This window comes from Stella humosa (assembly GCF_006738645.1).
Lineage (GTDB): Bacteria > Pseudomonadota > Alphaproteobacteria > ATCC43930 > Allostellaceae > Allostella > Allostella humosa.
The window spans coordinates 4,724,590-4,743,317 of sequence record NZ_AP019700.1 but is presented as its reverse complement, the minus strand read 5'-3'; the positions used below and the strand labels follow the sequence as shown (position 1 = coordinate 4,743,317).

The 18,728-nt window shown below is 69.3% G+C and carries 18 protein-coding genes; 17 read left to right on the top strand and 1 reads right to left on the bottom strand.

Annotation, left to right across the window (positions count from 1 at the left end; translation table 11 throughout):
- Nucleotides 1–81: 81 nt before the first annotated feature.
- The 17 genes from trmB to STVA_RS22170 all read left to right on the top strand — a co-directional run bounded on the left by trmB (nucleotide 82) and on the right by STVA_RS22170 (nucleotide 16,476).
- Complete coding sequence (trmB, locus tag STVA_RS22250) at nucleotides 82–798, top strand: tRNA (guanosine(46)-N7)-methyltransferase TrmB (protein WP_142235858.1); 717 nt, start codon at nucleotides 82–84, stop codon at nucleotides 796–798.
- Between the two features lie 101 nt (nucleotides 799–899).
- Nucleotides 900–1,406 carry a ribosome maturation factor RimP gene (gene rimP, locus STVA_RS22245; protein ID WP_123692211.1) on the top strand — a complete coding sequence of 169 codons (507 nt, stop codon included), beginning with the start codon at nucleotides 900–902 and terminating at the stop codon, nucleotides 1,404–1,406.
- A gap of 31 nt (nucleotides 1,407–1,437) precedes the next feature.
- Nucleotides 1,438–2,961, top strand: coding sequence for a transcription termination factor NusA (gene nusA, locus STVA_RS22240; RefSeq protein ID WP_123692209.1), 1,524 nt, complete (start codon nucleotides 1,438–1,440; stop codon nucleotides 2,959–2,961).
- Nucleotides 2,962–3,020: 59 nt separating this feature from the next.
- Nucleotides 3,021–3,689 carry an RNA-binding protein gene (locus STVA_RS22235; protein ID WP_245978408.1) on the top strand — a complete coding sequence of 223 codons (669 nt, stop codon included), beginning with the start codon at nucleotides 3,021–3,023 and terminating at the stop codon, nucleotides 3,687–3,689.
- On the top strand, nucleotides 3,686–6,259 hold the full coding sequence (infB, locus tag STVA_RS22230; RefSeq protein WP_123692205.1) for a translation initiation factor IF-2: 2,574 nt from the start codon (nucleotides 3,686–3,688) through the stop codon (nucleotides 6,257–6,259). The genes STVA_RS22235 and infB overlap by 4 nt, the downstream gene beginning before the upstream one ends.
- Before the next feature lie 43 nt (nucleotides 6,260–6,302).
- On the top strand, nucleotides 6,303–6,731 hold the full coding sequence (gene rbfA / locus STVA_RS22225) for a 30S ribosome-binding factor RbfA (protein WP_123692203.1): 429 nt from the start codon (nucleotides 6,303–6,305) through the stop codon (nucleotides 6,729–6,731).
- A complete protein-coding gene (gene truB / locus STVA_RS22220; RefSeq protein WP_123692201.1) occupies nucleotides 6,718–7,698 on the top strand; it encodes a tRNA pseudouridine(55) synthase TruB in 981 nt (326 codons plus the stop codon). The genes rbfA and truB overlap by 14 nt, the downstream gene beginning before the upstream one ends.
- A gap of 18 nt (nucleotides 7,699–7,716) precedes the next feature.
- Nucleotides 7,717–7,986 carry a 30S ribosomal protein S15 gene (gene rpsO / locus STVA_RS22215; RefSeq protein ID WP_123692199.1) on the top strand — a complete coding sequence of 90 codons (270 nt, stop codon included), beginning with the start codon at nucleotides 7,717–7,719 and terminating at the stop codon, nucleotides 7,984–7,986.
- Between the two features lie 242 nt (nucleotides 7,987–8,228).
- The gene (gene pnp, locus STVA_RS22210) at nucleotides 8,229–10,349 is read left to right on the top strand and encodes a polyribonucleotide nucleotidyltransferase (protein ID WP_123692198.1); all 2,121 of its coding nucleotides are present in this window, start codon (nucleotides 8,229–8,231) and stop codon (nucleotides 10,347–10,349) included.
- Nucleotides 10,346–11,095, top strand: coding sequence for a glycerophosphodiester phosphodiesterase (gene ugpQ / locus STVA_RS22205; RefSeq protein ID WP_123692197.1), 750 nt, complete (start codon nucleotides 10,346–10,348; stop codon nucleotides 11,093–11,095). The genes pnp and ugpQ overlap by 4 nt, the downstream gene beginning before the upstream one ends.
- 78 nt (nucleotides 11,096–11,173) lie before the next feature.
- Nucleotides 11,174–12,571, top strand: coding sequence for an NAD(P)H-dependent flavin oxidoreductase (locus STVA_RS22200; protein WP_123692196.1), 1,398 nt, complete (start codon nucleotides 11,174–11,176; stop codon nucleotides 12,569–12,571).
- A 58-nt stretch (nucleotides 12,572–12,629) separates the two neighbouring features.
- Complete coding sequence (irrA, locus tag STVA_RS22195) at nucleotides 12,630–13,061, top strand: iron response transcriptional regulator IrrA (protein ID WP_123692195.1); 432 nt, start codon at nucleotides 12,630–12,632, stop codon at nucleotides 13,059–13,061.
- Nucleotides 13,062–13,205: 144 nt separating this feature from the next.
- Nucleotides 13,206–13,628 carry a rubrerythrin family protein gene (locus tag STVA_RS22190; RefSeq protein ID WP_123692193.1) on the top strand — a complete coding sequence of 141 codons (423 nt, stop codon included), beginning with the start codon at nucleotides 13,206–13,208 and terminating at the stop codon, nucleotides 13,626–13,628.
- Between the two features lie 124 nt (nucleotides 13,629–13,752).
- Nucleotides 13,753–15,099 carry a heterodisulfide reductase-related iron-sulfur binding cluster gene (locus tag STVA_RS22185; RefSeq protein WP_123692191.1) on the top strand — a complete coding sequence of 449 codons (1,347 nt, stop codon included), beginning with the start codon at nucleotides 13,753–13,755 and terminating at the stop codon, nucleotides 15,097–15,099.
- 32 nt (nucleotides 15,100–15,131) lie between these two features.
- Nucleotides 15,132–15,728 carry a DUF3501 family protein gene (locus STVA_RS22180; protein WP_123692189.1) on the top strand — a complete coding sequence of 199 codons (597 nt, stop codon included), beginning with the start codon at nucleotides 15,132–15,134 and terminating at the stop codon, nucleotides 15,726–15,728.
- 74 nt (nucleotides 15,729–15,802) lie between these two features.
- The gene (locus tag STVA_RS22175) at nucleotides 15,803–16,048 is read left to right on the top strand and encodes a type II toxin-antitoxin system VapB family antitoxin (protein ID WP_123692187.1); all 246 of its coding nucleotides are present in this window, start codon (nucleotides 15,803–15,805) and stop codon (nucleotides 16,046–16,048) included.
- Nucleotides 16,048–16,476: a type II toxin-antitoxin system VapC family toxin gene (locus tag STVA_RS22170; protein WP_123692185.1), complete on the top strand. Its 429-nt coding sequence runs from the start codon at nucleotides 16,048–16,050 to the stop codon at nucleotides 16,474–16,476. Before STVA_RS22175 ends, STVA_RS22170 begins: the two co-directional genes overlap by 1 nt.
- A gap of 27 nt (nucleotides 16,477–16,503) precedes the next feature.
- Here the strand turns inward: STVA_RS22170 and STVA_RS22165 are convergent, their stop codons facing one another.
- On the bottom strand, nucleotides 16,504–18,714 hold the full coding sequence (locus STVA_RS22165; protein WP_123692183.1) for a glycoside hydrolase family 3 C-terminal domain-containing protein: 2,211 nt from the start codon (nucleotides 18,712–18,714) through the stop codon (nucleotides 16,504–16,506).
- Between the last annotated feature and the right edge of the window lie 14 nt (nucleotides 18,715–18,728).

The following is an 18,728-nucleotide window of genomic DNA, read 5'->3' as shown; positions in this document are numbered from 1 at the left end:
GTCCGCGGCACCCCTGTCACCTGTCGCCGCGGGCGGCCCGGCGACGGGCCGCCGCCGTGCAATGCCGTTGGGGAGCTGGGCTTGGAGAAGGCAGATCTGGAGAACAGGCGGATCCTGTACGGCCGGCGGCAGGGGCGCCGGCTGCGGACCGGGCAGCAGGCCCTGCTGGCCGACGAGCTGGGCCGCATCGGCATGGAGCGCCCCGCCGACGGGCAGCGCATCGACCCCGCCACGCTGTTCCCCGCCGGCTGCCGGTCATGCTGGCTGGAGGTGGGCTTCGGCGGGGGCGAGCATCTGGCCTGGCAGGCCGCCCACCATCGCGACGTCGGCATCCTCGGGGCCGAACCCTTCATCAACGGCGTCGTCAGCCTGCTGGCCCATGTCCGGCGCGAGGGGCTGGACAATGTGCGCGTGCTGCCCGACGACGCCCGCGCGCTCATCGATGCGCTGCCGGACGCTGCCATCGCGCGCGCCTTCGTCCTTCATCCCGACCCGTGGCCGAAGGCCCGCCACCACAAGCGCCGCTTCGTGGCGCGCTGGAATCTCGACCGCCTGGCCCGGGTCATGGCCGACGGGGCGGAGCTGCGGCTGGCCACCGACGACGTCGATTATCTGGAATGGATGCTGGAACACGCGCTCGACCATCCCCATTTCGAATGGCAGGCGAAGGGGCCGGAGGCGTGGCGGGAACGCGCCGAGGACTGGCCCGTCACCCGCTATGAAGAGAAGGCGGTGAAAGAGGGGCGCCGAAGCTGGCGTATCCTTCTGCGACGGCGGCAGAGGCCGGTCGAGGGATAGAGGAATCCCTTGCGGCGACACCCCGTTGCGTTATAAGAGCCCGCATTCTCCATGTATCGCTTGGTCCTTTTTGAGGGGTGGGCTTCGGCCCACTTTTTTGTATGGCGTTTGAGGAGTCGGCAACCGGCCGGGTCGCGCAGGAAATCACTCCCGCCCTCGAGGCGATGGGATACGAACTCGTGCGAGTCCATCTTTCCGGCGGGGCCTCGCCGACCTTGCAGATCATGGCCGAGCGGCGGGACGGCGCGGCCATGACGGTCGACGACTGTGCCCAGATCAGCCGCGACGTCTCGGCCCTGCTCGATGTTTCCGACCCGATTCCGACCGCCTACACGCTGGAGGTCAGCTCGCCCGGGATCGATCGGCCGCTGGTGCGCGAGGCCGACTATGCGCGCTTCGCGGGCTTCGTCGCCCGGATCGAGACCGACGCCCCGGTCGACGGGCGCCGGCGCTTCCAGGGCCGTATGCTCGGCATCGAGGACGGCGTCGTGCTGGTGAAGACCGAGAAGGATATGTTCCGCGTACCGTTTGCGCGCATCAACCGGGCCAAGCTGGTGCTGACCGACGATCTGATCGCCGCGACCGTGCCGCCGGCCGCGACCAACTAGGCCCAAGAGCCCTCCATCAGGTGAAGTGCCCATGCAAGCCGTAGCCACCATGTTCCGCCCGGAGCTGCTTCAGGTCGCCGACACCGTCGCTCGCGACAAGGGGATCGAGCGCGACGAGGTCATCGAGGCCATGGAGCAGGCGATCCAGAAGGCTGGCCGCTCCAAGTACGGGCAGGAATACGACATCCGCGCCGAGATCGACCGCAAGTCGGGCGAGATCCGCCTGATCCGCTGCCGCACCGTCGCCGAGGAGGTCGAGAACGAGGCCACCCAGGTCACCGTCGCCCAGGCGCAGCGGATCAAGGCCGGCGCCGAGCTGGGGGACGTGCTGACCGACCCCCTGCCGCCGATCGATTTCGGCCGCATCGCCGCCCAGACCGCCAAGCAGGTGATCGTGCAGCGCGTCCGCGACGCCGAGCGCGAGCGCCAGTTCGGCGAATTCAAGGACCGCGTCGGCGAGATCGTGAACGGCCTGGTCAAGCGGGTGGAGTTCGGCAACGTCATCGTCGACCTGGGCCGGGCCGAGGCGATCCTGCGCCGCGATGAGCTGGTCCCGCGCGAGAGCTTCCGTACCGGCGAGCGCGTGCGCGCCTACATCTACGATGTCCGCAAGGAGACGCGGGGACCGCAGATCTTCCTGTCGCGCACCCATCCGCAGTTCATGGCCAAGCTCTTCGCCCAGGAAGTGCCGGAGATCTACGACAACATCATCGAGATCAAGTCGGTCGCCCGCGACCCCGGCAGCCGCGCCAAGATCGCCGTCATCTCCAACGACAGCGGCATCGACCCGGTCGGCGCCTGCGTCGGCATGCGCGGCAGCCGCGTCCAGGCCGTCGTGCAGGAACTGCAGGGCGAGAAGATCGACATCATCCCCTGGTCGCCGGACCCGGCCACCTTCGTCGTCAATGCGCTGGCCCCGGCCGAGGTGGCCAAGGTCGTGCTCGACGAGGAACAGAAGCGGATGGAAGTGGTGGTGCCGGACGAGCAACTCAGCCTCGCCATCGGCCGCCGCGGCCAGAACGTGCGCCTGGCCTCGCAGCTGACCGGCTGGGACATCGACATCCTGACCGAGGCCGAGGAATCGGAGCGGCGCCAGGAAGAGTTCAAGAGCCGCTCGAAGATGTATATCGAGGCGCTCGACGTCGACGACGTCATCGCCCACCTGCTGGTCACCGAGGGCTTCAGCTCGGTCGAGGAAGTGGCGTTCGCGCCGCCCGAGGACCTGGCCGGGATCGAGGGCTTCGACGAGGACGTGGCGCTGGAACTGCAGACCCGTGCCCAGGGCTTCCTGGAGCGCCGCGATGCGGAGTTCAACGAGCGCCGCACGGCGATGGGCGTCGAGGACGCGGTCGCCGAGATCGAGGGGCTGACGCCGCAGATGCTGGTGGCGCTGGGCGAGAAAGGCGTGAAGACGCTCGACGACCTGGGCGACCTCGCCGGCGACGAGCTCATCGACATCGTCGGCAAGGATGCGCTCGACGAGGACGGTGCCAACGCCGTCATCATGGCCGCCCGCGCCCACTGGTTCGAAGGCGAGGAGGCCCAACCATCCTGAACCCGCCAGCCAACGCGAATCCGCCGGCCGTCCTGCACGAGGCCGACACCGTCCAGGCGGTGCCCGAGGGGGAGGACTTCCCCGACAAGGGTCCGTTGCGCCGCTGCTTCGTCACCTATCGGACCCTGCCCAAGGAGCAGATGGTGCGGTTCGTGGTGGGGCCGGATTCGTCGGTCGTGCCCGACATCGCCGAAAAGTTGCCGGGCCGGGGTTTGTGGTTGACGGCGTCGCGGGATATAGTCTCGCGCGCGGTGGCCCGACGCCTGTTCGGCAAGGCGGCCAAGGCCGCGGTAACGGTTCCGGCCGACCTGGCGGACCGGGTCGAGGCGCGCCTGGTGGCGCGGTGCCTGGATCTGGTCGGCATGGCGCGTCGGGCAGGCAGGTCGGTCGCCGGATTCGAGAAGGTCCGGAGCTGGCTGGGCGAGGGGCGTGTGGCCCTCATCATAGAAGCAAGCGATGCCGGGCCGCACGGCGTGGCAAAGCTCGGTCGGCAGCTAGGTGATTGTCCCGTGTCTCGGGTGCTGACCGCGGACGAACTGGGACAGGCATTCGCGCGCGATCGGATCGTCCATGTGGCGATCTCGGCCGGGCGACTGGCAAAGGCGTTGAAGACGGATACGGATCGGCTGGCTGGCTTCCGCCAGAGCGGATCGGCGGGTCCGGTCGATGGTCGGCCGGACGGCGGGCATTCGGGCGAAGCGGGCGGAAGCGAAGAACGGATCAAATGAGCGAGACCAAGGACACCGATCGTAAGCCCCTGTCGCTGGCGCGCCCGGGCAAGCTCGAACTGAAGAAGGGTGCCGATGCCGGCCCCGCGCAGGTGCGCCAGAGCTTCCCGCACGGCCGGACCAAGACGGTCCAGGTCGAGGTGCGCAAGAAGCGCGCGGCGGTACCGGGCGAATCCGGCCGGCCCGAGTTCGCGGCCGACGGTTCGCTGCGTCGCGGCGGTGCGCCGTCGCGCGTCCTGACGGCCGAGGAGCGCGCATCGCGCATGAGCGCCCTCCAGGGCGCCATGAAGGACGAGGAGGCGCGTCGCCAGGCCGAGATCGACCAGTCGCGCCGCGCCGAAGAGGACGCGCGCCGCCGGGCCGAGGAAGACGCCAAGCGCAAGGTCGAGGAAGACGCCAAGCGCAAGGTCGAGGAAGAAGCCAAGCGCAAGGCCGAGGAAGAAGCCAAGCGCAAGGCCGAGGAAGACGTCAAGCGCAAGGCCGAGGAAGAAGAGCGCCGCAAGATGGCCGAGCGCGCGGGCAATGCCGCCGCGGCCAAGGCCGTGGCGCTGACGGCCGCCGGCAAGATCACGCCCGAGTCCGAGGACGAGGCCCGTGCCCGTCGGCCGGGCGCCGGCGTTGCCCTGCCGGCCAAGCGTCCGGCCCCGCCGCCGCCCAAGCGCATGGAGCCGCGCCGCCGGTCGGGCAAGATCACCGTGACGCAGGCGCTGAACACCAGCGAGGCCGAGCGGGTGCGCAGCATGGCCGCCCAGCGCCGTGCCCGCGAGAAGGAGCGCCGCCACCAGTTCGACCCGTCCGAGAACCAGCGGATCGTGCGCGACGTCGTCGTGCCCGAGACGATCACCGTGCAGGAGCTGGCAAGCCGCATGGCCGCCCGCTCGGGCGAGGTAATCAAGACGCTGATGAAGATGGGCGTCATGGCGACCATCAACCAGACGATCGACGCCGACACGGCCGAGCTGGTCGTGACCGAGTTCGGCCACAACATCAAGCGCGTGTCCGAGGCGGACGTCGAGATCGGCCTGAAGGGCGAGGAAGACGCGCCCGAGGTGCTGGTGCCGCGCTCGCCGGTCGTCACGGTCATGGGCCATGTCGATCACGGCAAGACCTCGCTGCTCGACGCCATCCGCACGACCGACGTGGCCGCGCGCGAGGCCGGCGGCATCACCCAGCATATCGGCGCCTACCAGGTGACGGTGTCGAACGGCCGCAAGATCACCTTCATCGACACGCCGGGCCATGAGGCGTTCACCGCCATGCGCGCCCGTGGCGCCACGGTGACCGACGTGGTCGTCCTGGTGGTCGCGGCCGATGACGGCGTCATGCCGCAGACGATCGAGGCGATCCGCCACGCCCAGGCGGCCCAGGTGCCGATGATCGTGGCGATCAACAAGATCGACCGTGCCGACGCCAACCCGGACCGGGTCCGCACCGAACTGCTGCAGCACGGCATCGTCGTCGAGAAGCTGGGCGGCGAAGTGCTGGACGTCGAGGTCTCGGCCGTCAAGCGCACCAACATCGAGAAGCTGGAGGAGCTGATCCTCCTGCAGGCCGACCTGCTCGACCTCAAGTCGAACCCGCAGCGCCCGGCCGAGGGCGTGGTCATCGAGGCCAAGCTCGAGCGCGGTCGCGGCGCGGTCGCCACGGTCCTGATCCAGCGCGGCACGCTGCGCATGGGCGACGTGTTCGTCACCGGCAGCGAGTGGGGCCGTGCCCGACTGCTGCTCGACGATCGCGGCGAGAAGATCGAGGTGGCGACGCCCGGCATGCCGGTCGAGGTCCTGGGTCTGAACGGCGTGCCGCTCGCCGGCGACGACTTCTCGGTGGTCGAGAACGAGAGCCGGGCGCGCGACGTCACCGTCTTCCGCACCCGCCGCCGTCGCGACCAGGTGCAGGCGGCCGGCCAGCGCGGCACGGTCGAGGAGATGCTGTCGCAGATCGCCAGCGGCCAGGCCAAGGAACTGGCGATCGTCGTCAAGTCCGACGTGCAGGGCTCGCTGGAGGCGATCACCGGCTCGCTCGCCAAGCTGGCGACCGACGAGGTGGCCGTCCGCGTGCTGCACGCGGCGGTCGGCGGCATCAGCGAATCGGACGTGACGCTGGCCCGGGCGTCGGGCGGCTTCATCGTCGGCTTCAACGTCCGCGCCAACCCGCAGGCCCGCGACCTGGCCCGCCGCGACGGCGTCGACATCCGCTACTACTCGATCATCTACGACGTGGTCGACGACGTGAAGGCCGGCCTGCAGGGGATGCTGACGCCGATCCTGCGCGAGCGCTTCCTCGGCAATGCGCAGATCCTGGATGTCTTCAACATCACCAAGGTCGGCAAGGTCGCCGGTTGCCGCATCACCGAAGGCACCGTCAAGCGCGGGGCGAAGGTTCGCCTGCTGCGCGACGACGTGGTCATCCACGAAGGCAGCCTGAAGACCCTGAAGCGCTTCAAGGACGAAGTCCGCGAAGTGAAGGAAGGGTTCGAGTGCGGCATGGCGTTCGAGAACTATACGGACATCCAGCCGGGCGACATCATCGAGTGCTTCGAGATGGAGGAGGTGGCCCGCCAGCTCGGCTGAGCCGGCGGCCACTCCCTTCCCTCCGCACGAAACGAGGCCAAGCATGACCCGCCGCCGTTCCGGCGGCAGCCCCCCGACGCAGCGCCAGCTTCGCGTCGGGGAAGAGCTGCGCCATGTCCTGGCCGGGGTTCTGGCACGGGACGAACTCCGTGACCCGGCCCTCCAGGGCCTGTCCATCACCGTGACGCAGGTTCGGGTCAGCCCGGACCTGCGCAACGCCACCGCCTACGTCATGCCGCTGGGCGGCGAGCGGGCTGCCGATTCGCTGGCGGCCCTGCGCCGGGCGGCCCCCTTCCTGCGCGGGCAGGTCGGCCGTGCCGTCGAACTGCGGCTGGTGCCGCAGCTCGACTTCGCCATCGACACGTCGTTCGAGCATGCCCAGCGCATCGACGGGCTGCTGCGCCGGCCCGAGGTGGCGCGCGACCTGGGGGGAGATGAAGCCGCCCCCGACCCAGACGATGAGGCGCGCTGAGCGCGAGGCGATCCACGGCTGGCTGGTTCTCGACAAGCCGCTGGGGCTCACCTCCACCGCCGCCGTCGGCCGCGTTCGCCGGCTGACGGGGGCCGCCAAGGTGGGCCATGGCGGCACGCTCGACCCGCTGGCGACCGGCCTGCTGCCGATCGCACTTGGCGAGGCGACCAAGACGGTCGGCTTCGCCATGACCGGCGCCAAGACCTATCGCATGCGCATCGCCTGGGGCGAGGAGCGCTCGACCGACGACCGCGAGGGCACCGTCACCCGCACCAGCCAGGTGCGCCCGGACGCCGCGGCCATCGCTGCGGCATTGCCCGCCTTCATCGGCCAGATCATGCAGGTGCCGCCGGCCTTCTCGGCCATCAAGGTTGCCGGCCAGCGCTCCTATGACCTGGCGCGCGCCCATGCCGCGGGCGAAGGCGAGGCGCCGGCGCCGCTGGCTGCCCGCCTGGCACGGATCGACGCCATCCGGCCGCTCGACCCCGGCGCCTCGCCCGACGAGGCGGAGTTCGAGGTCGATTGCGGCAAGGGCGTCTACATGCGCAGCCTCGCCCGCGACCTTGCCCGGGCGCTCGGCACCTGCGGCCATGTCGCGGCCCTCCGGCGCACCCGCGTCGGGCCCTTCGACCTGACCCAGGCCATATCGGTGGGCGAGCGAAAATGGCTTGACGGGGAGATTCCGCTAGATAAGGGGGGTGATCTCTGCGATAAGGCCGCGATTATCGCGCACCTGCTTCCTGTCGCGACCGCGCTGGACGACATCCCGGCACTGGCCTTGACGGAAGCGGAGGCGGAGCGTCTGCGACATGGCGGTGCCGTGTCGCCGGGCTCGGCGGAAATGATCCGCCGGCTCGCCACGCTCGGCGAAGGCACGGTCGTAGCCGCCTTCCAAGGCGAGCGACTGGTCGCCCTGGCCGAAGTGGGGGACGGCGCCATCCGGCCGGTGCGCGTGATGAACCTCTAGAATCCCAAGGAGACAGCGATGTCGATTTCGCCTGTGCGCAAGCAGGAAGTGATTGCCGAATACGCCACCAAGGAAGGCGACAGCGGCTCCCCGGAAGTTCAGGTCGCGATCCTGAGCGAACGGATCAAGAATCTGACCGAGCATCTCGGCACCCACAAGAAGGATTTCCACTCGCGCCGCGGCCTGCTGATGATGGTCGGCCAGCGTCGTCGCCTGCTCGACTATCTGAAGAGCCGGGACGTGAAGCGGTACGAGGGGCTGATCGCCCGGCTCGGTCTGCGCCGGTAAGCGGCCGCGCCGCCCGTGCGCCCCCCGCCGGCAAGGCGGTAGGGCCTGGGCGGCGCGCCCTCCCCGCATCCACCCGATCGGATGCCGGGACGTAAAGAAGGGCGGGTGACCGTCGGCGCCGGCCGACCCCGCCCCAGGATCGGGCGCCCGGAAGGACCGGGCGCGGCGACGCGCGGACGGCCGCGCGTCGGCGAGGAAGGGGCCTCGGGCAAAGTCCGCCGCCCCGGTGGAAGGATAATGGGATGTTCGACATTCAGCGCGTGGAGTTGACGTGGGGCGGGCGCAAGCTCGTGCTCGAGACGGGCAAGATCGCCCGCCAGGCCGATGGCGCCGTGATGGCGACCTACGGCGAGACCACCGTGCTCTGCACGGTCGTCGGCGTGAAGCAGGCGCGGCCCGGGATCGATTTCTTCCCGCTCACGGTCAATTATCAGGAGAAGACCTTCGCCGCGGGCAAGATCCCGGGCGGCTTCTTCAAGCGCGAGGGCCGGCCGACCGAGAAGGAGACTCTGGTCTCCCGCCTCATCGACCGTCCGATCCGGCCCCTGTTCGCCAAGGGCTTCCAGAACGAGGTCCAGGTCGTCTGCACCGTGCTGTCGCACGACCTGGAGAATGACCCCGACGTCGTCGCCATGGTCGGCGCCTCGGCGGCCCTCACGCTGTCCGGCCTGCCGTTCTTCGGCCCGGTGGCCGCGGCCCGCGTCGGCTACGTCAACGGCGAGTACGTGCTGAACCCGCTGACCGAGACGCTGGGCGCATCGGCCCTCGACCTCGTCGTCGCCGGCACCAGCGAAGGCGTCCTGATGGTGGAGTCCGAGGCCAAGGAGCTGTCGGAAGACATCATGCTGGGCGCGGTCACCTTCGGCCACAAGTCGTTCCAGCCGGTCATCGACGCCATCATCCAGCTCGCCGAGAAGGCCGCCAAGGATCCGTGGCCGATGCCCGAGCCGTCGCCGGCGATCGCGCCCGTGAAGGCCAAGCTGGCGGCGTTCGCCGGCGACTTCCGCGATGCCTACATGGAGCGCTCCAAGCAGCAGCGCCACGAGAAGGTCGCGGCCGCCAAGGCCGGCGCGCTGGCATCGCTGCCCGAGGAAGACCGCGAGATCGCCAAGGGCATCTTCAAGTCGATGGAGGCCGACGTCGTGCGCGGCGCCATCCTCGACACCGGCATCCGCATCGACGGCCGCGACGTGCGCACCGTGCGCCCGATCGTGTCCGAGGTCGGCCTGCTGAAGCGCGCCCATGGCAGCGCGCTCTTCACCCGCGGCGAGACCCAGGCCCTGGTGGTGACCACGCTCGGCACCGGCCAGGACGAGCAGGTGATCGACGCGCTGGCGGGCGAGTACCGCGAGAACTTCATGCTGCACTACAACTTCCCCCCCTACTCGGTGGGTGAAGCCGGCCGCATGGGCAGCCCCGGCCGTCGCGAGATCGGCCATGGCAAGCTGGCATGGCGCGCCGTGCGCCCGCTGCTGCCGAAGAAGGAAGCCTTCCCCTACACGATCCGCGTGGTCTCCGAGATCACGGAATCGAACGGCTCGTCCTCGATGGCCACGGTGTGCGGCTCGTCGCTGTCGATGATGGATGCGGGCGTGCCGCTGATCCGTCCGGTGGCAGGCATCGCCATGGGCCTGATCAAGGAAGGCGACCGCCACGCCGTGCTGTCCGACATCCTCGGCGACGAGGATCACCTGGGCGACATGGACTTCAAGGTGGCCGGCACCGACCGCGGCGTCACCGCCCTGCAGATGGACATCAAGATCACCTCGATCACCGAGGAGATCATGCGCGTGGCCCTGGCCCAGGCCGCCGCCGGCCGCCTGCACATCCTGGCCGAGATGGAAAAGGCGCTGACGACGGCGCGCGAGGGGGTGAGCGGCAACGCGCCGCGGATCACCACCATCAGCATCCCGAAGGAGAAGATCCGCGAAGTGATCGGCTCCGGCGGCAAGGTCATCCGCGAGATCTGCGAAGTGACCGGCGCCAAGATCGACATCGAGGATGACGGCACGATCAAGGTCGCCGCCGTCGACGCCGATGCCGCCCAGAAGGCCATCGACTGGATCCGCGGCATCGTCGCCGAGCCGGAGATGGGTGTCATCTACAACGGCAAGGTGGTGAAGACCGTCGATTTCGGCGCCTTCGTCAACTTCCTCGGCACCCGCGACGGCCTGGTCCACATCAGCGAGCTGGCCGCCAGCCGCGTGGGCAAGGTGACCGACGTCGTCAATGTCGGCGACCAGGTGAAGGTGAAGGTGCTGGGCATCGACGAGCGCGGCAAGGTGCGCCTGTCGATGAAGGTCGTCGACCAGGCCACCGGCGCCGACCTCCAGGACGCCGCCAAGTCCGAGGCCGGCCAATAGTCGGCCAGGGCTTCTATCGTCTGCCGCGTGTCGTCGGGCACCGGGGCGCAGCCGCCTCGGCGCCCGAGAACACGCTGGCCGGCCTGCGCCGCGCCCACCAGTTGGGCGTCGGCTGGGTGGAGTTCGACGTGAAGCTGTCGGGCGACGGCGTGCCGATCGTGATGCACGACGCCGTGCTGGAGCGCACGACGGACGGCAAGGGGGCGGTGGCCGACACCGCCTACGCCGCCATCCGCGCGCTCGATGCCGGGGCCTGGTTCGGCCCGGAGTTCGCGGGCGAGCGTGTGCCCAGCTTCGACGAGGCGATCGACCTGCTGCTCAGCCACGGCATGTCGGCCAATGTCGAGATCAAGGCCTGCCCCGGCCGCGAGCGGGAGACCGGCGCCGCCGTCGCCCGCCGGCTGGCCGATCGCTGGCCGGCCGACCGGCCGCCGCTGCTGCTGTCGAGCTATGCCGAAGCCTCGCTGGAGGCCGCGCGCGAGGTGGCACCGGCCCTGCCGCGCGGCCTGCTGGTGCGGGCGGTGCCCGAGGACTGGCAGGCGCGCGTCGAGCGCCTGGGCGCCGTCAGCCTGCATTGCCGGCAACGCGACCTCGACGAGGCCACGGTGGCGGCGGTGCATCGGGCGGGCTATCCCGTGCTGGCCTATACCGTGAACGAGCCCGAGCGGGCGGCCGAGCTGTTCGGCTGGGGTGTCGACTGCATCTGCTCGGACCGGCCGGAGGCGATCCTGCCGCTGGCCGGCTGATCGTCTCGTCAAGCAGCCGCTGGTCGCCTATATAGCGTCCAGGCACATTGGAATTCCTGTCGAAGGCGGGGTGGTTTCGTGAAGGCTCTGCAGCCGATTCTGATTTCTGGACGTGAGGTCTGGCCGCTGGTCGAAGGTGGCAAGGGCATTGCGGTTTCCAACGGCGAGAGCTCCGGCGCCTGGGCCGAGGCCGACGGCGTCGGCACGTTCTCGGGCGTGAACGCCGACTCCTACGACCTGGAGGGCCGGCCGATCCCGCAGACCTATAGTGGTCGCACGCGGCGCGAGCGCCATGAGGAACTGATCGCCTACGCCATCAAGGGCGGCATCACCCAGGCCCGCATCGCCCACGAGCGCTCCAACGGCGGCGGCCGCATCCACATGAACGTGCTGTGGGAGATGGGCGGATCCGAGCGCGTTCTTCACGGCGTGCTGGAAGGGGCCAAGGGGCTGATCCACGGCGTCACCTGCGGCGCCGGCATGCCCTACAAGATCGCCGAGATCTGTGCCCGCTACGGCGTCCACTACTATCCCATCGTGTCCTCCTCGCGCGCCTTCAAGGCGCTGTGGAAGCGCGCCTACCACCGCTTCTCGGAGTGGCTGGGTGGCGTCGTCTACGAGGACCCGTGGCTGGCCGGCGGCCATAACGGCCTGTCCAACAGCGAGAACCCCGAGCGGCCCGAATCGCCCTACCCGCGCGTCGTCGAGCTGCGCCGGACGATGGTCGAGTACGGGCTGGGCAACACGCCGATCTTCATGGCCGGCGGCGTCTGGTACCTGCGCGAGTGGGAGGACTGGCTGGGCAATCCCGAGCTTGGCCCCATCGCCTTCCAGTTCGGCACCCGGCCGCTGCTGACCCAGGAAAGCCCGATCTCGGAGGCCTGGAAGCGCAAGCTGGTGACGCTGGAGGAAGGCGACGTCTATCTTAACCGCTTCTCCCCGACCGGCTTCTACTCCTCGGCCGTACGCAACCCGTTCCTGGAGGAACTGAAGGGCCGCAGCGACCGCCAGGTCGCCTACACGGGCGAGCCGGTCGGCGAGCACGACACCGCGTTCGCGACCGGCGCCCGCGGCCGCCTCGTCTACCTGACTCATTCCGACCGCGACCACGCCGAGGCCTGGGTCGCGGCCGGCTTCACCGAGGCGCTACGCACACCCGATTCGACGTTGATCTTCGTCACGCCGTCGGCGGCCGACCAGATCCGCACCGACCAGATCGACTGCATGGGCTGCCTGTCGGCCTGCGCCTTCTCCAACTGGGCGCAGACCGAGGCCGGCACCACCGGCAAGAAGGCCGACCCGCGCTCCTTCTGCATCCAGAAGACGCTGCAGGCGATCAGCCATTCCGACGACGTCAACCAGCAGCTGATGTTTGCCGGCCACAACGCCTATCGCTTCACCACCGACCCGTTCTATCGCAATGGCTTCGTGCCGACCGTGCGGGAACTGGTCGAGCGGGTGCGGACCGGGGACTGACGCCCCGGTCACAAGGGACTCCGGGGTCGGCCTTCACAACGGCCCCGGTTCGCCCTATATGTCGCAAGTGACCCACAACCGCCCATTTGCGGCCGCCCTGGAGCGGCTTCGTGCCTCGGAGCTGCGGCCGACCCGCCAGCGCCTCGCGCTGGCGCGCCTGCTGTTCGAAGGCGAGGATCGGCACGTCACTGCCGAGCAGGTGCATGCCGAGGCGGCTCACGGCGGCATCCGCGTGTCGCTGGCGACCGTCTACAACACGCTCCATCAGTTCACGCGCGCCGGCATGATGCGCGAGGTCGTGGTCGAGGCCGGGCGTTCGTATTTCGACACCAACGTCTCCGACCACCATCATCTCTTCTTCGAGGAGAACGGGCGGCTGGTCGACGTGCCGGCGGCGCAGATCGCCATCGCCGGCCTGCCGGACCTGCCCGAGGGGGTCGAGGTCAGTCGGATCGACGTCATCCTGCGCGCCTCCACAAAGTCGAAATAAGACGCATTCTCAATGGGTTGAATTCTGTTTGGAACCGTTCCAAACAGCTTGAACGGACCCATGGTTCTGCCTTATGCCTAGGTCGTGGGGAACGTTCCGGTTCCCTCCACGACCGAACATTCGGCACGAACGAGGAGGACGACCATGGCGTCGCTCAAGGGATCCAAGACCGAAGAGAATCTGAAGGCCGCCTTCGCCGGCGAGTCGCAGGCCAATCGCCGCTACCTCTACTTCGCCCAGAAGGCGGACGTGGAAGGCTACAACGACATCGCCGCCGTGTTCCGCTCCACCGCCGAGGGTGAGACCGGCCACGCCCACGGCCATCTCGAGTTCCTCGAGGAGACCGGCGACCCGGCGACGGGCCACCCGATCGGTCCGACGGGCGACAACCTGCGCGCGGCGATCGCGGGCGAGACCCACGAATACACCGACATGTATCCGGGCATGGCGCGTTCGGCCCGCGAAGAGGGCTTCGACGAGATCGCCGACTGGTTCGAGACGCTGGCCAAGGCCGAGAAGTCCCACGCCGGGCGCTTCCAGAAGGCGCTCGACACCATCGGCGCCTGATCTGGTCAGGTTGTTCCGCTAAGCGAACAGGGCCGACCGCCGGCATCGTCGGCGGTCGGCCCCTGGTCTTGGACGAAGCCGCCGCCCTGGGGCGCGGCGACAAGGGGCGAAGGGGAGGCACGCGATGCGCGAGGGCAGCCTGGAGGCGCCGACCCGCCATCCGCTGGACTGGCAGAACCCCGATTTCACCGATCCGGAAAAGCTCGATGCCGAGCTGCGCCGGGTCTTCGACATCTGCCACGGCTGTCGCCGCTGCTTCAATCTGTGCGACAGCTTTCCCCGCCTGTTCGACCTCGTCGACGCCTCGCCAACCGGCGAGCTGGACGAGGTGAAGAGCGCCGACTTCAAGCCGGTCGTGGATGCCTGCACGCTCTGCGACATGTGCTACATGACCAAGTGCCCCTACGTGCCGCCGCACGAGTTCAACCTCGATTTCCCGCACCTCATGCTGCGCTACCGCATGGCCGAGCGGCAGGCGGGCACCAGCGGCGTCGGCTTCGCCGCCCGCCAGCTCACCGAGACCGATCGCAACGGCAAGCTGGCCGGCATCGTCGCGCCGATCGCCAACTGGGCATCGAAGACCGACAACACGCTGACCCGGCCGCTGCTGGAGAAAGCGACCGGCATCGACCGCGCCGCCGACCTGCCGAAGTTCCATGGCCGCACCTTCGTCTCGCGGGCCAAAGGCGAGGTGCCGGCGGTCAACGCCGAGGCGCCGGCTTTCGGGCGCAAGGCCGCGCTCTACGCGACCTGCTTCGTGAACTACAACAATCCGGACATTGGCGCTGCTGCGCGCGCCGTGCTGGCCCGCAACGGCGTGGCGACCGAGGTGGTCTATCCCGGCTGCTGCGGCATGCCGCAACTGGAGCAGGGCGATATCGCCCGCGTTGCCGACAAGGCCCGCAAGGTGGCCGCCGCGATGAAGCCCTGGATCGACCAGGGCCATGACATCGTGGCGCTGACACCGTCCTGCGCGCTGATGCTGAAGTTCGAATGGCCGCTGATCCTGCCGGGCGACGCCGACGTGCGCCGGCTGGCCGACGCCACCTTCGACATCACGGAATATGTCGTCGACATCGCCCGCAAGGAGGGGATCGCTCCCGGTATGCAGGCCCTGCCGGGCGGTGTCGCCCTGCACCTCGCCTGCCATGCCCGCGCCCAGAACATGGGCGCCAAGGGGGCCGAGATGCTGCGCCTGATGCCGGGTGCGGCCGTGTCGGTGATCGAGCGCTGCTCGGGCCATGGCGGCTCGTGGGGCGTGATGAAGGGCAACTTCGAGACCGCGCTGAAGGTCGGCAAGCCCGCCGCCCGCCAGGCCGCCAAGTCCGGCAAGCAGTTCCTGGCCTCGGAATGCCCGCTGGCCGGGACCCACCTGAAGCAGGGGATCGAGCGGCTGGAGGGCGACGTGCCCGAGATCGAGCTGGTCGCCCACCCGATCCTGCTCATGGCCCGCGCCTACGGCCTCGCCTGAGGCGCCGGCCCCGTTTCCCCAAGGACCCATCCATGACCACGGCCAAGCGAGAGATCACCGCCGGCGACATCCTGCCGGCGGCCGAATATGCCGCCATCCGCCGCGAGCACCGCCGCCACGTGGCCGCGATCAAGCGCCTGCGTCGCATCGCGGTCGGCCCCTTCACGACCTGGCACTTCGAGAGCTACGAGACGATGTGGCACCAGGTGCACGAGATGCTCTTCATCGAGAAGGGCGGGGCCGAGCAGGTGCCGGACGAGATCGCCGCCTACAACCCGCTGATCCCCAAGGGCAGCGAACTGGTGGCGACCATCATGATCGAGATCGACGACCCCATCCGCCGCGCCCGCAGCCTGGCGCGACTGGGCGGCATCGAGCGCATGGCCTTCCTGCGCGTTGCCGGCGAGACGGTGACCGGCGTGCCGGAGGACGACCAGGACCGCACCAACGAGCAGGGCAAGGCCTCGGCGGTGCAGTTCATCCACTTTCCCTTCACCCCCGCCCAGATCGCCAAGTTCGCCGCCCCCGGCACCGAGGTGATGGCGGGATTCGGCCACCCCGAATACGGCCACATCGCCGTCATGCCCGAGGCAATCCGCGCGGCGCTGTCGCAGGATTTCGCGGCCTAGAGGTATCGGCGGCAGAGAAGGGCTAGCCTGCATATCTGGATGAGGCCATATGGATATCTCCAAGGAGATTTCGCATGGCTCTTTTCATTCGCGATGCCGAGGTGGATGCCCTCGCAGAGGAACTGCGAAGGCTTACCAAGGTGAAGACCAAAACCGAAGCCGTGCGGCAAGCCCTGTTGATCCAGTTGGAGCGAGCAAGACGGGCTAGCCCGATTGGAGACCGTCTGGCTCGTTCGAAGGCTCTGGCCGACGCGATGGGTCCAAGCGATCCGACCTTCGACATGAAAGCCTACACCGACGAGATGTGGGGATCGGACTGATGTTCCTCGACGCGTCCGCTGTCGTCGCCGTTCTTGGCCGCGAAGCGGGCTGCGAAGGCATTGAAGATTCGATCGCGGAATCAGAGGGGCCATTCTTCGTTTCCGCTCTGGTGAAGTTTGAGGCCTCGCTGGCGCTCGCTCGGATGAAGGCCTCCAAGGCTGGCAAGAACGCCAGGCCGTCAGCAGAACTGCTGTTGCAGGCCGCCTTGGCGGTGGATGCGTTCGCAGAAGATCTGGGCGCCGAGGAAGTGGCGATCTCGCCGGCTATCGGCAAGTTGGCGCTGAGGGCAAGTGCTGCCTATGGAAAGGCAGTCGGACATGTGGCGGATCTGAATTTCGGTGATTGCTTCGCCTATGCGTGCGCCAAAGCGCTTGGCGTGCCGCTCCTCTACAAAGGCAACGACTTCTCTCACACTAACTTGGCTTAGGCCGCTGGCTTCCAGAAATCACAATGGCTACGGCGCATATTCCAGCCGCACCGTCTGCACTTCGCCGGCGCTGGGGCCGGTCATGACGTCGATCGGGCCGGCCGGGGCGGCGAAGCGGTCGCCGGCCTGCCAGTAGGCGAAGTCCTCGGCCTTCACCTGGAAGGTGACGGTGGCAGTCTCTTCCGGGGCCAGCGTCACCCGCTCGAAGTCGCGGAACATCTGCACCGGGCGAGAGATCGGGGCGACGCGGTTGCGCAGGTAGAGCTGCACCATGGCCGTGCCCGCCCGGGGTCCAACGTTGCGCACCGTCACCGAGACGTTGACGGTTTCTCCATTCCCGATGGTGGTGCGATCCAGCACGGGTGGCTGGAATGCGAAGCGCGTGTAGGCCAGCCCGTGGCCGAAGGGATAGAGCGGGGTCGTCGGGCGGTCGACATAGTTGGCCGAATAGACGTCCGGCCATTTGACGGCCGGGCGGCCGGAGGGCAGGCGCTCGTGATGCAGCGGGATCTGGCCGACGGCGCGCGGCGTCGTCATCGGCATGCGCCCGACCGGCTCGGCCAGGCCGAACAGCATGCGGGCGACGGCGGTGCCGCCCATGGTGCCGGGAAACCAGGCGAGCAGGATCGCGTCCGCCCGCTGCGACAGCCGCTCGATGGCGAGCGGCCGGCCCGCAAACAGCACGGCCACCGTCGGCCGGCCGACGGCCAGCACCGCCTCGGCCAGGTCGTTCTGGGCGCCGGGCAGGTCGATCTCGGTCCGGCTCGATGCCTCGCCGCTCATCGACGCCGGCTCGCCCAGGGCCAGCACGACGCTGTCGGCCGCGCGGGCCGCCGCCAGCGCATCGGCCTGCTCGGCCGGCGTGGCGCCCGCGAAGTCCCCGACCGGCACGGCCACCACCTCGGCTCCGGGGTCCAGAACCTGGCGCAGGCCGGCCGCCAGCGACACGGGCCGGCTGTACGCGCCGCGGCCGACCCACGAGCCCAGCATCTCTTGCGGCGCGTCGGCATGCGGGCCGATCACCGCCACCCGGCGGACGTCGGTTCGCAACGGCAGCCGGTCGCCCCGGTTCTGCAGCAACACCAGCGAGCGTTCGGCAAAGGCGAGCGCCTCCTCGCGATGGCCCAGCGCCTCGGGGCTGGCCATGCCCTCGCTGGCGGTGAAGCGGGCGAAGGGGTCGTCCAGCAGGCCCATCTGCTCCTTCAGCCGCAAGACATGACGCACGGCCTCGTCGACAGCGGCTTCCGGCACCCGGCCGGCCCGTACCAGGGCCGGTAGCTGGTCGCGATAGACGGCCGACGCCATGTCGAGCTGCAGGCCCCCGGCGATGGCGAGCCGGGCGGCCATGGCGTCGTCGCTCGCCACGCCGTGCCGCTCCAGCTCCAGCAGGGCGCCGAAGTCGCTCATGACGACCGCCCCCGATCGCCACTCGTCGCGCAGGATCCGGCGCAGCAGGAACGGGCTGGCCGCGGCTGGCACCTGGTCGTAGGTGTTGAAGGCGGCCATGAAGCAGGGGGCGGTCGCCACCACCGCGCGGAAGGGCGGCAGGTGCACCTCGCGCAGTTCCCGCTCGCCGATCTCGGCCCCGGTATAATCCAGCCCCGCGCGGGTGGCGCCGTTGGCGCCCAGGTGCTTGGGACAGGCGGCCAGCGAATCGGTGGCGGCCAGCCGCTCGCCCTGGAACCCGCGCAGGCGGGCGACCGCCACCTGGGCCGACCACCAGGGCGATTCCCCGGCACTCTCGGCCGTGCGGCCCCAGCGCGGGTCGCGGCTGGTGTCGAGCATGGGCGAGAAGGTGATGTTCACCCCGTCGCCGATCGCCTCCGATGCGGCGATCCGCTCCGACCGCTCGATCCGCGCCAGGTCGAAGCTGGCCGCCTGGGCCAGCGGCATCGGGAAGATGGTGCGATAGCCGTGCACCACGTCGTAGCCGAGCAGCACCGGGATGCCGAGGCGGCTGCCATGGACGGCGATCTCCTGGATGCGCCGGGCGAGCGCGCGCTCATGCATGTTGAAGAAGCCGCCGATACGCCCGGCCCGCAGCCGCGCCTCGGCGGCATCGGACAGATAGAGGTCGCGCGCCTGGCTCCAGTCGGCGGTCTCGAGATTGAGCTGGCCGGCTTTCTCCTCGATCGTCATCCGGCCGAGCAGTGCCTCCACCCGGGCCGAAATGGCCTCGTTCGCGCGCGCGGGGGCGGCCAGGCAGAGCAGGGCCAGCAGTATGGCGGCGCGCTTCATCGACTCTCCCGGTG